The sequence below is a fragment of the Bhargavaea ginsengi genome (assembly GCF_900109165.1).
Classification (GTDB): domain Bacteria; phylum Bacillota; class Bacilli; order Bacillales_A; family Planococcaceae; genus Bhargavaea; species Bhargavaea ginsengi.
Genome location: NZ_FNZF01000008.1, coordinates 29046 through 42631, shown reverse-complemented (window position 1 = coordinate 42631; position 13586 = coordinate 29046). Strand labels below are relative to the sequence as shown.

14 protein-coding genes and 1 riboswitch are annotated in these 13586 nt (G+C 54.1%); all 14 genes read right to left on the bottom strand.

Translation table 11 applies throughout. From position 1 onward, the window contains the following. Positions 1–14: 14 nt before the first annotated feature. The gene (sufU, locus tag BMX91_RS14620) at positions 15–458 is read right to left on the bottom strand and encodes a Fe-S cluster assembly sulfur transfer protein SufU (protein WP_092055849.1); all 444 of its coding nucleotides are present in this window, start codon (positions 456–458) and stop codon (positions 15–17) included. Further along, the gene (locus BMX91_RS14615; protein WP_092055847.1) at positions 445–1677 is read right to left on the bottom strand and encodes a cysteine desulfurase; all 1233 of its coding nucleotides are present in this window, start codon (positions 1675–1677) and stop codon (positions 445–447) included. The genes sufU and BMX91_RS14615 overlap by 14 nt, the downstream gene beginning before the upstream one ends. Beyond that, complete coding sequence (gene sufD / locus BMX91_RS14610; protein ID WP_092055845.1) at positions 1677–2984, bottom strand: Fe-S cluster assembly protein SufD; 1308 nt, start codon at positions 2982–2984, stop codon at positions 1677–1679. The genes BMX91_RS14615 and sufD overlap by 1 nt, the downstream gene beginning before the upstream one ends. 18 nt (positions 2985–3002) lie before the next feature. After that, the gene (gene sufC, locus BMX91_RS14605; protein WP_092055842.1) at positions 3003–3782 is read right to left on the bottom strand and encodes a Fe-S cluster assembly ATPase SufC; all 780 of its coding nucleotides are present in this window, start codon (positions 3780–3782) and stop codon (positions 3003–3005) included. 554 nt (positions 3783–4336) lie between these two features. After that, the gene (locus BMX91_RS14600) at positions 4337–5557 is read right to left on the bottom strand and encodes a dicarboxylate/amino acid:cation symporter (protein WP_092055840.1); all 1221 of its coding nucleotides are present in this window, start codon (positions 5555–5557) and stop codon (positions 4337–4339) included. Positions 5558–5969: 412 nt separating this feature from the next. Then, a complete protein-coding gene (locus BMX91_RS14595) occupies positions 5970–6827 on the bottom strand; it encodes a MetQ/NlpA family ABC transporter substrate-binding protein (RefSeq protein ID WP_092055838.1) in 858 nt (285 codons plus the stop codon). A gap of 44 nt (positions 6828–6871) precedes the next feature. After that, entirely contained in the window at positions 6872–7540 is a 669-nt protein-coding gene (locus tag BMX91_RS14590) for a methionine ABC transporter permease (protein WP_092055836.1), read from the bottom strand. Next, positions 7533–8558 carry a methionine ABC transporter ATP-binding protein gene (locus BMX91_RS14585; protein WP_092055834.1) on the bottom strand — a complete coding sequence of 342 codons (1026 nt, stop codon included), beginning with the start codon at positions 8556–8558 and terminating at the stop codon, positions 7533–7535. The genes BMX91_RS14590 and BMX91_RS14585 overlap by 8 nt, the downstream gene beginning before the upstream one ends. Before the next feature lie 85 nt (positions 8559–8643). Then, positions 8644–8752: riboswitch (SAM riboswitch) on the bottom strand. Between the two features lie 75 nt (positions 8753–8827). Beyond that, positions 8828–9127, bottom strand: a complete 300-nt coding sequence (locus BMX91_RS14580) for a thioredoxin family protein (protein ID WP_092055832.1) — start codon at positions 9125–9127, stop codon at positions 8828–8830. Between the two features lie 13 nt (positions 9128–9140). After that, positions 9141–9479, bottom strand: coding sequence for a toprim domain-containing protein (locus BMX91_RS14575; RefSeq protein WP_092055830.1), 339 nt, complete (start codon positions 9477–9479; stop codon positions 9141–9143). A gap of 129 nt (positions 9480–9608) precedes the next feature. Continuing rightward, the gene (gene gcvH / locus BMX91_RS14570) at positions 9609–9989 is read right to left on the bottom strand and encodes a glycine cleavage system protein GcvH (RefSeq protein ID WP_063183712.1); all 381 of its coding nucleotides are present in this window, start codon (positions 9987–9989) and stop codon (positions 9609–9611) included. 72 nt (positions 9990–10061) lie between these two features. Then, positions 10062–10418, bottom strand: coding sequence for an arsenate reductase family protein (locus tag BMX91_RS14565; protein WP_092055828.1), 357 nt, complete (start codon positions 10416–10418; stop codon positions 10062–10064). A 93-nt stretch (positions 10419–10511) separates the two neighbouring features. Then, positions 10512–12299 (bottom strand): acyl-CoA dehydrogenase family protein, encoded by a 1788-nt coding sequence (locus tag BMX91_RS14560; protein WP_092055826.1) that lies wholly within the window; start codon positions 12297–12299, stop codon positions 10512–10514. A gap of 97 nt (positions 12300–12396) precedes the next feature. Next, positions 12397–13572, bottom strand: coding sequence for an acetyl-CoA C-acetyltransferase (locus BMX91_RS14555; RefSeq protein ID WP_092055824.1), 1176 nt, complete (start codon positions 13570–13572; stop codon positions 12397–12399). Positions 13573–13586: the final 14 nt, after the last annotated feature.

The window sequence follows — 13586 nt, the reverse complement described above, 5'->3', positions numbered from 1 at the left end:
TATTGTTCCTCCGTTCATTTTGGATTGGCATCGCTGTCGACGCCTTTTTCCATTGCCTTCCATGCCAAGGTTGCACACTTGATGCGGGCCGGGAATTGGGAGACGCCGGAAAGCGCCTCGATGTCCCCGAGGTCCAGGCTATCGTCCAGTTCTTTGCCGAGCATCATGTCGGAAAAGGCTTTGGACAGCCTGACTGCATCTTCGACGGATTTTCCTTTGACCGCCTGCGTCATCATCGACGCGGATGCCATCGAGATCGAGCATCCTTCGCCGTCGAACTTCGCATCCTGCACGATGCCGTCCTCCACCTGAAGCGTCAGGTGGATCCGGTCACCGCACGTCGGATTGTTCATGTCGATGGTGAGGCCTCCGTCAGTGAGTTCCCCTTTGTTGCGTGGATTCTTATAGTGGTCCATGATGACCCGCCTGTACAGCTGGTCAAGATTAAGAGATGACATCAGAGAAATACTCCTTTGCTATGCGGAGCCCATCTGCGAGGCGGTCGACATCCGCTTCCGTATTGTATACGTAGAAGCTTGCCCGCGCCGTCGCGGTCGCACCGAGCCGCTTCATGAGCGGCTGGGCGCAGTGATGGCCGGCACGCACGGCGATCCCGTTCATATCAAGAACCGTCGCGACGTCATGCGGATGCACTCCGTCGAGATTGAAAGTCACGATGCCGGCACGGAGGTCGGGATCGGCAGGACCGTAGATGGTCAGACCGTCGATTTCCGACATCTTCTCCATGGCATAGGCTGCGAGATGCTTTTCATGCTTGTCGATATTTTCAAGTCCGATTTCCTGGAGGAAGTCAATTGCCGCTCCCAGTCCGATGGCGCCTGCGATGATCGGGGTGCCACCCTCGAATTTCCACGGAAGCTCTTTCCATGTCGATTCGTACAGGCCGACAAAGTCGATCATTTCGCCGCCAAATTCAACCGGCTCCATGTCTTCAAGAAGGGCCTTCTTGCCGTACAGGACACCGATGCCAGTCGGCCCGCACATCTTGTGTCCGGAGAATGCGAAGAAGTCGCAGTCGAGATCCTGCACGTCGACTTTCAGGTGAGGCGCGGCCTGTGCGCCGTCCACCACCATGACCGCACCGTTCCGGTGGGCGATTTCCGCTATTTCCTTGATCGGGTTCTTTGTGCCAAGCACGTTTGATACGTACATGACCGAGACGATCTTTGTTTTGCCGGTGATTGTCTCTTCAACTTTATCGAGAGAGAGTGTTCCGTCATCTTCCAGGTCGATGTATTTCAGCGTCGCACCTGTTTCCTTGGCCAGCTGCTGCCATGGAATGATGTTGGAATGGTGCTCCATCATCGTAATGACGATTTCGTCCCCTTCCGATAAATTCGCCCGGCCGTAACTTTGGGCGACCGTGTTGATCGAGGTCGTCGTGCCGCGGGTGAAAATCACTTCCTGGACGGACGAAGCGTTGATGAAGTCCGCTACCTTCTGGCGTGCTCCTTCGTATTCATCCGTTGCCCGGTTGCCAAGAGTATGGACGCCCCGGTGCACGTTGGAATTATCGTTTTCGTAATAGCGTTTGATCGCTTCGATCACGACATCCGGCTTTTGTGACGTGGCCGCGCTGTCAAGATAGACCAGCGGGTGGCCGTTCACTTCCTGGCCGAGGATCGGGAAGCGGCTTTTCATGTCTTTTGTGAGCATCAGCGCACTTTCCTTTCAATGACCTCCGACAGTTGCTTCTTGACGCCCTCGATCGGGAGCTGGGAGACGACCGGCGCCAGGAAACCATGGACGATCAGACGTTCGGCCTCTGCCTGAGAGATACCGCGGCTCATAAGGTAATAAAGCTGGAGCGGGTCCACACGGCCTACGGAAGCGGCGTGGCCTGCCGTAACATCATCTTCATCGATCAGAAGAATCGGGTTGGCATCGCCGCGCGCTTTTTCACTCAGCATGAGGACACGGGACTCCTGAACTGCGTTGGAGCGGGTTGCACCGTGCTCGATCTTGCCGATACCGTTGAAGATGGTGGACGCTTCTTCTTTCATGACACCGTGTTGGAGGATGAATCCGTCGGTGTCCTGGCCCCAGTGTACGATCTTCGCTGTGACGTTCTGCTTTTGGCTGCCGCGTCCGACGAGGACCGATTTGGAATTGCTGTTCGAGCCGTCGCCCACCAGATGGGTTACGTTTTCGTAGATGGTGTCGCAATCATTCATCAGGCCGAGAGCCCATTCGATCTTGGCATTGCGGCCAGTTACACCGCGGCGGTTGATGTAGGACGTGAATCCTGCCGAAAGAACGTCGACCGCTCCGTAAGTGACAGTTGCACCGTCGTTCGCGAATACTTCGGAGATGATGTTTGCCTGCCCTTTTGACTCGCTTGTGAGCGACAGATAGTTTTCCACGTAGGTGACTGAGCTGTTGTCCTCAGCCACGACGATCACGTGGTTGAAGAGGGAGACATCTTCGCTGTCATGAAGGAAGAGGACCTGTACCGGATCCTTTACTTCGACGCCCTTTGGAACATAGACGAAGGCGCCGCCGTTCATGAATGCGGCATGAAGGGCAGTGAGCTTGTGCTCGTCGACCTTGACCGCGTCGCTCATGAAATATTTCTGGAGCAGTTCGGAATGCTCCCGCGCTGCCGTGAAAATATCAGTAAGGATGACTCCCTGTTCGCTGAGCTCGTCCGAGAGCTTCACGTAAGCAGGCGTATTGTTCCGCTGGACATAGATATTTTTCTGTCCTTCGATATCGATGAGCGCCCTGGCGTCCTGCGGAAGCTCCGCAAGGCCGGTAAGCTGCTCGTCCTTCACTGCGTGCACCGGGAAGTCGGTGAAGTTCCAGTTTTGGATCTTCGTCTTGTCCGGCTTCGGCAGCTGGAGTGTTTCGGCAAGTGCATATGCCTCGGAACGCTTGGCCGCGAGCCATTCCGGTTCACGGTTCGACTCCGAATAGGAACGCACATCCTCGCCGGTCAATGTCAATTTCGTTTCAACCGTCATTTCGTTTGTCCCCTTCCGTTATGCTTCTTGTCCGATTGTTTCATCTTCGATGCCAAGCTCTTCCTTGATCCAGTCATAGCCCTGTGCCTCAAGCTTATGAGCCAGTTCAGGTCCGCCGGATTTGACGACGCGGCCCTGCATCATGACATGGACGTGGTCAGGCGTGATGTAGTTGAGGAGACGCTGGTAGTGCGTGATGATCAGGCATCCGAAGTTCTCGCCGCGCATTTCGTTGACGCCTTTGGAAACGACTTTCAGCGCATCGATGTCGAGGCCGGAGTCGATCTCGTCGAGGATGGCGAATTTAGGTTTTAGCATCATGAGCTGAAGGATTTCGTTGCGCTTTTTCTCACCGCCGGAGAAGCCTTCGTTCAGGTAGCGCTGTGCCATATCCTGATCCATTTCGAGTGTATCCATCTTGCTATCGAGTTCACGGATGAACTTCATAAGCGAGATTTCGTCTCCTTCTTCGCGCTGTGCATTGATCGCGGAGCGGAGGAAGTCGGCATTTGTCACGCCGGAGATTTCACTTGGGTATTGCATTGCGAGGAAGAGACCCGCCTGGGCGCGTTCGTCGACTTCCATTTCAAGTACGTCTTCGCCGTCCAGTGTGACTGTTCCGGCAGTGACTTCGTATTTTGGATGCCCCATGATAGCCGAAGCGAGCGTGGACTTCCCTGTCCCGTTCGGTCCCATGACAGCATGGATTTCATTTGTATTAATAGTCAGGTCGACGCCTTTCAGAATTTCCTTGCCTTCAATTTCGACGTGCAGACCTTTGATTTCGAGAGTAGACATCCGAATACCTCCAGTATGGACGGCAATGCCATCCTTATTTATCATCATTCTAATCTTAACTGAAACTGGGGATGCTTGCAAATCATTTAGACGAGACACATAAGTTGGTCCTGGAATCGCGAAAATCCTGTTATTTAAAGGATTCCAGGCAACTTTGGCCTTCAGTGAAAGTCATTTTCAATTATCGCCTGCCATTGAGAATGGTAATCAGATTGACAAAAGGACCGGCGCTTAAAGCGGCGGTCCTTTAATACGGGTTCATTATTATTCGGTCATTGTCTGGTGATGGCCACCCGTTTCCGGCCTGCTGCCGAAAGATTGGCTGAGGGCGTATTCCCGCTCCCGCTGCTTTTCCACTTCCAGCTGAAGCTTCGGATTCATGCGGTAATCCTCATAGCCGATGCCGTGTGTACTCCGAAAACTTTGTGCCATCCTGTCCGTATACTCGAGCCTCGTGGGGTCGATAATGAACCATTCCTTTCGATAATGCCGGCTAATGCCGGTTTGATTTCCCTTCTAGTGTACCCCATCTCCACACTTCAAAACAGGGAAAATCAGACTGTTTTCGTTCCTGCCGCTGCAGGTGAAGAAGCGGCCTCTTCCGAGTTTGCAAAACGGTCTGTGATGATGGCAAGCGCTCCGTCCCCAGTTACGTTCGTCGCCGTACCAAAGCTGTCCTGTGCCATATAGAGAGCGATCATCAGAGCAATCATCGGCTCTGTGAAGCCAAGCATTGAGGACAAAAGGCCTAGCGCCGCCATGACAGCTCCGCCCGGAACGCCGGGTGCTGCGATCATGGTCACGCCGAGAACGGCGATGAATTGCATCATCGGGCCAATTGTGACGGGCGTACCATTCATGAGCATGACACCGATCGCACAGGTTGTCAGCGTGATCGTACTGCCCGACAGATGGATATTGGCGAACAGTGGTACCGTGAAGTCAACAACCTTGTCCGACGCTCCGGTTTTGCGGGCCTGACGGACGGTGACCGGAATGGTCGCCGCGGAAGACTGCGTGCCGAGCGCCGTAAAGTAAGCAGGTGCCATCGTTTTCAAGAGGCGGAACGGATTGCGCTGTGTGAGCGCCCCTGCCGCCGTGTACTGGAGCAGAAGCATGAACAAGTGCATGGCGATGATCAGAACGAACACCATTGCGAAAACCGAAAGGACACTTGCTACCTGTCCGGCGTAAGTCATATTGAGGAAGACGCCAAAGATATGGAACGGCAGCAGCGGGATGATGACACTGCTGATCGTCTTCTCGATCAGATTCTGGAATTCCTCAAACACGCTGATCAATGTCTTGCTTCCGGTCGCAGCCATCCCGATTCCCATCAGAAACGCAAAGATGAGAGAAGTGAGCACGCCCATGATCGGCACGATCTCAAGCTCAAAGAACGCCGAAGCCAGTGCTTCCGACGGGTCGCTGATTCCATCAACAGAAGGAGCGCCGATCAATCCAGGAAGAACGTTGGATGCCACGAAAAACGCCAGGATACCCGCAATGATCGTGGAAGCATAGGCCAGTCCGGTCGAGAGACCCAGCATCTTCGCGGAACCTTTGCCGAGCTTGGCAATGCCGGGTGCAATAAAGCCGATGATGATGAGCGGAACGACGAAGCTTAGAAATCCGCCGAACAGCATATTAAATGTCGCGCCGAGCTCCACGAACCAGAGCCCATACTTTTCCGGGATCTGTGTGAGGATCGCGCCGATGCCGACCGCCAGCGCAATGGCGATGACGATCCGGCCGAGCAGACCGATTTTCTTCATGATGAGTGTTCCCCCTAAAAAGACACTTGTTTTTTTATGTGACCACTTTATCACATTCCCCCAGCCGTTAGAAGGCTTGGTCACTTATTCAGAATACATTTTCTTGTTAGCGGTTACAACAGGAAAAGACAGGCAGGCAGAACAAAAGCGCAAGCGCCCTTTCAGCAGCGTACAAACTGGAGCCCTTTACAATGAGGTAAAAGAAACACGGTGAGGAACGAACCGATGTTGACTTATCGCAATCGAGAAGGGTGAAGTTTGCCAGTTGCTGGGCGCTGAAGCTGGCCGTGAATGCCGCCTGAATAGCTGTTATCCACAGAGTGACAATTTATAATTTCCTAAGCACTAAAAAAGCCGCCGCGCCGGGATATGTTTTAAATCCCGGCGCGGCGGCCTATTTTGTCCAATTCAATTATTCTCCGTCAACAGGTACGACCGAGCCGCCCCATTCTTCAACGATGAAGTCCTGAATTTCCTTGGAGCGGAGCACTTCGACAAGTGCCTGGATCTCTTCATTTTCTTCGTCACCGCTGCGGACAGCGATCACGTTGACGTAAGGAGATTCGGAGTCCTCGAGTGCGATTGCATCTTCCAGCGGGTTGAGCCCGGCGTCAATCGCATAGTTGGAGTTGATAAGGAGCGCATCCCCTTCATCCTGATTGTAGAGCTGAGGCAGGAAGGATGCTTCATAATCTGCGTCGAACTCGAGGTTTTTCGGATTTTCTACGATATCTTTGACCTCTGCCGCAGTCTTGTCGACTCCCTCATCAAGCTTGATGAGGCCCTGGCTTTCCAGCATGGAAAGGATCCGGCCATGGTCAGCGACCGAGTTGCTCATGAGAATTGTTGCGCCATCCGGCAGATCCTCGAGGGAATCGTACTTCTTGGAATAGATGCCGATCGGTTCGATATGGATGCCGCCTGCATTCACGAAGTCATAGCCGTGGTCGGCCATCTGGGTTTCAAGATAAGGGATGTGCTGGAAGTAGTTCGCATCAATTTCTTCAGATTCAAGGTCCTCGTTCGGGAGAACATAGTCCTGGTAGGTTTCGATTTTAAGCTCGATACCCTTTTCCTCGAGAAGCGGTTTTGCCTCTTCCAGGATGAGAGCATGCGGAACGTTGGATGCGCCAACAACGAGTTCCTTCGGCTCCCCGCCGCTTTCCCCGCCTTCGGATGTTCCTGAAGACGTGTCGTCTCCGCCTGCACCACATGCTGCCAGAGCGAGTGTTCCAGTCGCCAAAAATAGTCCTGCTACAAATTTCTTCATGATTGTTTCCCCCTTGGGTTTTGTGATTGGTTTTAAAATGAATTTTAGCGTTTGTCCGTCCGCTTGACCAGAATGTCCCCGATCCACTGGATGGCAAAAACAATGACCAGGATCAGGATCGTGGCGACAATCGTCACGTCGGTCCGGCTTCTCTGAAATCCGTCCAGATAAGCCAGGTTGCCCAGGCCGCCTGCACCGATGATTCCTGCCATCGCCGTATATCCGACAAGCGCAATTGCCGTCACAGTGATGCCGGAGATCAGCGCCGGCATCGATTCCGGAAGAAGCACTTTCCGGATGATGGTCCACGTGGTCGCCCCCATGGAGCGCGCGGCCTCAATGACCCCTTTGTCGATCTCCGCAAGCGCGATCTGGACCATCCGTCCGTAAAACGGCGCGGAACCGATGATCAGTGCCGGCAGGGCCGCGTTCGGGCCGCGGATCGAGCCGAGCAGAAACTTCGTCAGCGGAATCAGCAAAATGATCAGGATAATAAATGGAATCGACCGGAAGATGTTGACGAATGCCGCTGTGATCAGGTTGGACAGCCGGTTCTGGTAGATTCCTTTAGGCCCTGTCAGGAAAAGCAGGATGCCGAGCACGAGCCCGATCAGGAAAGTGAACAGTGTAGCAACTGCTGTCATGTACAGGGTCTCAAGCGTAGCTTCCCACATCTTGTCCCAGTCAACGTTTGGAAACAGTTGTTCAATCACGTTCGATCACCTCTGTTTCCACGCCTTCCGAGTGGAGGAATTCCACTGCCTCCGCAACCGCTGATTCATCGCCGGCCAGATTCAGGATGATGGACCCGAAAGTTCCGCCATGCGTCTGCGAGACGTTGGCCTGCAGAATGTTGACATCGATGTTGAATGTACGGATGAGCCGGGCAAGTACGGGCTCTCCCGTACGTTCGCCGACAAAGCCCAGACGGATCAATGTGCCGTCCGGGTTTTCCTTGATCAGCTGCCCGATCGCCTGCTTTACATCAGGTGACTCCGTGACCTGTGAGACAAACCGCTTGGTGATCGGCTGCTGCGGCGAGCGGAAGACCTGGAGCACATTCCCCATCTCGACCACCTGGCCTGCTTCCATGACAGCCACCCGGTGACAGATTTTCCGGATGACGTGCATTTCATGAGTAATCAGCACAATCGTCAGGTTCAACCGCTTATTGATATCGGTAAGAAGATCCAGGATTGAATCGGTGGTCTCCGGGTCGAGAGCGGAGGTGGCTTCGTCGCATAGAAGTACATCCGGATCATTGGCCAGCGCGCGGGCGATCCCGACACGCTGTTTCTGACCGCCTGAGAGTTCGGACGGATAGGCGTCCTCTCTACCCTCCAGGCCGACAAGCCGGATCAGCTCTCGTACTTTAGGCTCCCGGTCCGCTTTTTTCACCCCTGCAATTTCAAGAGGGAACGCAATGTTCTCCGCAACCGTGCGGGACCATAGCAGATTGAAGTGCTGAAAAATCATACTCACCTTCTGGCGGGCCTTCCTCAGATCCGCCCCGGAGACCGAGGACATTTTCATGCCGTTTACAGTCACGTTGCCGCTCGTCGGCTTTTCAAGGCCATTCAGCATACGGATCAGTGTGCTTTTACCTGCACCGCTGTAGCCGATGATGCCGAATATCTCCCCTTCACGGATTTCAAGATCCACCGCATCGACCGCGGTGAGTGTCCGGTTGGAAAGCCGGAACTGTTTGGTTATCTGTTCTAACTTAATCATTTGGTCACCTCTGTAATAAAAAAGACCTGTCTGCGGGCAGGCAGACAGGTCGCGCAGCCGTTCCGTCTCAGGTCCGGCGCATTTCCTCTCATCTGCCAAAGCGCTTGCGCTTTGAGTGATTTGGCACCATTTCACGTTTCCGTGACGGTTGCCGGGCTTCATCGGGCACTTCCCTCCGCCGCTCTCAATAAGAGTTTCCGTATTCGTTTATGTTCATCCGTCTGTAGGATGACTGATGGATGAAACTATATCATAGCACCTGATTGGCGTCAACTTAATTTTTCATAGAGATATGGGACCGACTGGAAAGCATATATCTTCTCCACTTCCCTGCCCTCTTTTGCAACCAGAAGGCACGGAACGCTCTCCACAACATACTTGGCGGCAACTTCTTCATGATAGTTGAGGTCGGCCTTGCCCAGTTTGACTTCCGGAAGGAGTTTTTCCACGACCTCCATCATCCTCGACGCCACCTGGCACGTCCCGCAAAGCGGTGTATAGAGGTAAAAAGCGGCCGTGGCCGGGCTTTTCGATGCTTCTTCAAATTGTTGCAGATTCCATTCTTCCAAACATGCTCATCCTTTACAGCAGAAATTCGGTCTTGATTTCGATGTTTGCCGACAGGAGCTCTTCCGCGAGCACACGGAGCGGCGTTGTCGCCACCTCCCGGTATACGCGGTCCGTATACAAATGCCGGGCTTCCGGATACTCTCTCCTGAGTAGCGCCCGCAACTTTTCACCGGAACGGTCGGCATCGAAAAACGCGTAGATATCCGCACCTTCGTACGGTTCGAGAAGTTCTTCGATCCTGGTCGGGCTTGCCGTTCCGTTCGTGCAGATAATATCCACCGGTTCATCCAGTAGCCGGGAAATCCGTTTCCTGTCTGAGCTGCCTTCGACGATAATTACTTTGTCGTTCATCCTGATCCCTCCACGAGCACACCGTGTGATTCAGGACTCATCCGGTTAAGGCTTCGGCTCCGGACGGGGTCCTTCTCTATTAGAAGATGCAAAAAACGCCGGAAGATGCCGGCGTTTCCTGCATGCAGGTCAGCCCTGCGTCATTTGATCGTATTGTTCAGCAGACATAAGCTTATCGATTTCCGAAGAATCAGACGGTTCAACAACGACCATCCACGCCTTTTCGTAAGGCGATTCGTTGACGAACTCAGGGCTATCCTCGAGATCTTCGTTCACTTCAACGACAGTGCCGCTGATCGGTGCATACAGTTCGGATACCGTCTTGACCGACTCAACGCTTCCGAAAGGCTCGTCCGCCTTGATTTCGTCGCCAACTTCAGGCAGTTCGACGAATACGATATCGCCGAGTTCAGCTTGCGCAAAATGTGTGATACCGATCCGGGCCTTGCCGTCTTCAGTCTTGACCCATTCGTGTTCTTCAGAGTAGCGAAGTTCTGTTGGTGTGCTCATTCTGACCCCTCCAGGAATTAGTTATCCATCCATCTCAGTTTGCCATACAGCGGCAGGAAACTCAATAGTCGCTTAATTCCATACGGATTCAAAATCCGCTTCCCGGAATCCGACGGTCGCTTTTTCACCGTCAAAGACGATCGGACGCTTGATCAGCATCCCGTCAGAGGCGAGAAGACTGATCTGCTCATCCTCAGACATCCCGGGAAGGCGGTCTTTGAGACCGCCTTCCCGATAGACTTTCCCGCTTGTGTTAAAGAATTTCTTTAGCTCGAGGCCGCTTGCAGCAATAATTTCCCGGAGCTGTTTTTCGGACGGTGGCGCGTCCTTGATATCGATTTCATCATAGTCCACCCCATGCTCATCCAGCCACTTTTTTGCCTTCCGGCAGGTGGTGCACTTCGGATATCCATAATATGTGATCGCCATTCCCTTGCCTCCCTGCTTCTGCTCATGGGACAAGTATAACAAAAAGCAAGCCCGTTCTGCTTGATGCAGGCCGGGCTTGTAAGAATAACCGGTTCAGACTGTGTATTTAAGGGCTTCGTTCAGCTTGTCTGCCGCTTCACGCTTCAGAGGAATAAGGTTCTTCGGCGTGTAGCGGGTGAGTTTGCGAAGAGCGGACAGCATCATGCGCTGGTTGTCGCCTTCAACGGAAGCGATAAGAACTTCCTTCGCTTCCTGTTCGATGCGCTGCATCGCTTCCTGGCAGAAGACTTCTGTGTAAAGGACCTTCTGGCGGGATTTCTCCTCACCATCTCGGCGGACCGCTTTTTCGGAGCGGAGCAGCGCGGATTCCATCGCGAAGATATCGTTTGCGATGTTGGCAATGTTGACGAGGACTTCCTGCTCGTCTTCAAGCTTCGTGCCAAAGCGCTGTGCAGCCATGCCTGCCGCGAGAAGGCCGATTTTCTTCGCATTCTTCACGAGGATTTTCTCTTGCGCGAGTGCTTCGTCGCCCGGCTCTTCCGGCATCATCATGAGCAGCTCTTCCTGAAGGGACTGGGCTTTCTGGAGAAGCGGCAGTTCACCCTTCATCGCTTTCTTGAGGAAAGTGCCCGGCACAAGAAGGCGGTTGATTTCATTCGTCCCCTCGAAGATCCGGTTGATGCGGGAATCCCGGTACGCACGCTCGACTTCATATTCCTGCATATAGCCGTAGCCGCCGTGGAGCTGGACCGCTTCGTCAACGACATGGTCGAGTGTTTCGGAACCGACGACTTTGTTGATCGAGCATTCGATGGCGTATTCAGCGATGGCCTCTGCGATTTTGCGGCCGTCTTTCTGCTCTTCTTCACTCATCTGTCCCATGCGGTCGTCAAAGTAGCCGACCGTGCGGTAGATGAGACTCTCGGTCGCATACAGTTCGGAAGCAAGCGTCGCGATCTTTTCTTTCGTGAGGTTAAAGGAGGCAATGCTGCGCTTGAACTGCTGGCGCTCATTCGTGTATTTGATGGCCAGTTCAAGTGCCCGCTTGGAGCCGCCCACGCCGCCGACACCGAGCTTGTAGCGTCCGATGTTGAGAATGTTGAATGCGATCACGTGGCCGCGCCCTTTTTCGCCGAGCAGGTTTTCGACCGGCACTTCCGCATCCTCGAGGATAAGTGTTCGTGTGGAGGAAGACTTGATCCCCATCTTCTTTTCTTCTGCCCCGACGGATACACCCGGATAATCTTTCTCGACGATGAACGCGGTGAAATGCTCGCTGTCGATCTTGGCATATACGACAAAGACATCAGCGAAGCCGGAATTCGTGATCCACTGCTTTTCACCGTTCAGGATGTAATGAGTGCCCGCTTCGTTCAGCTTTGCAGTTGTACGCGCACCTAGGGCGTCCGAACCGGAACCCGGCTCTGTCAGCGCATAAGCGAAGATTTTCTCCGCGGTGACGGAAGGCGGAAGGTACTTCTGTTTTTGTTCTTCGTTACCGAAGAGGACAATCGGAAGTGTTCCGATGCCGACATGCGCCCCGTGAGTGATGGAGAAGCCGCCCGCGACGGACATTTTTTCTGTGATGAGGGCCGAAGAAATCTTGTCGAGGCCAAACCCGTCGTATGCCTCAGGAATGTCCGCTCCCAGAAGACCGAGCTCACCTGCAGATTTCAGAAGCCGCACGGAGTTTTCAAATTCATGGTTTTCAAGCTTGTCGATGACCGGGAGAACTTCGTTCTTAACATACTCTTCCGTCGTCTTGGCGATCATTTTGTGCTCTTCCGTGAAGTCCTCCGGAGTGAACACCTGATCCGCGTCGATGTCCTCAATGAGGAATGCGCCGCCTTTGACGAGCACCTTGCCTTTAGTTTCAGCCATATTCGTTTCCTCCTTGTTTTTTGTTTTATGAGAGTGGGGTTTTCCCACTTTTGAATTAAATGCCTGTCGGGCCTGGGCAGCCGCCCTCCGCACTTACTTACAACATCTCGAATACGCCGGCGGCTCCCATGCCTCCGCCGATGCACATCGTGACGACACCGAACTGTTCGTTGCGGCGCTTAAGCTCGTTCATGAGCTTGAGCGTCAGGATGGCGCCTGTCGCCCCGAGCGGGTGGCCGAGAGCGATGGCCCCGCCGTTGACGTTGACGATCTCTTCATTCAGGCCAAGGTGCCGCATGACCTGAAGCGACTGCGAAGCAAAAGCCTCGTTGAGCTCCCAAAGGTTGATGTCTTCAATGGACAGTCCCGCGAGTTTCAGCGCTTTCGGCACAGCTTCGATCGGACCGATGCCCATCACTTCGGGCGGAACACCTCCGACCGCAAACGACCGGAACTTGGCGATCGGTTTCAGCCCTTCCGCTTCCGCCTTTTCACGGTCCATGATCAGGACCATCCCCGCTCCGTCCGAGGTCTGGGAAGCATTGCCCGCAGTGACCGATCCTTTCACATTGAACGCCGGACGCAGCTTGCCGAGGGTTTCCATGTTCGTGCCTTCCCGTACGCCTTCGTCCATATCGAAGATGAAGGTCTCTTCCTTCAGTTTGCCATCCGGCCCGACTGTGCGCCGGATCACTTCGACCGGCACGATTTCGTCCTTGAACTTGCCATCGCGGATTGCCGCGGCGGCGCGTTCGTGCGAACGGACCGCAAATGCATCCTGATCTTCCCGGCTCACACCGTATTTCATCGCGACCTGCTCGGCAGTATGGCCCATGCCCATATAGTACTCAGGCGCCGTTTCCGCCAGTGTCGCGTTCGGACGGATCGTATTGCCCATCATCGGAACCATGCTCATCGACTCTGTGCCTCCCGCGAGGATCGTATCCGCATGGCCGAGCATGATCTGGTGCGCCCCGTTGGCGATTGTTTGCAGGCCCGATGAACAGAAACGGTTCACGGTCACTGCAGGCACAGTGTCCGGAAGGCCAGCCAGCCCTCCAATCAGCCGGGCGACGTTCATGCCCTGTTCCGCTTCCGGCATCGCGCATCCGACGATAAAATCATCGATCGGCCCGTCATAGCCTCCTGCGCGCCTGAGGGTTTCCTTTACCGCAACCGCCCCGAAGTCATCCGGGCGGACCGTAGCGAGGGATCCTTTCTTTGCTTTTCCGACCGGCGTCCTGGCACCGGCCACAATCACTGCTTCACGCATGGTTCATCCTCCTC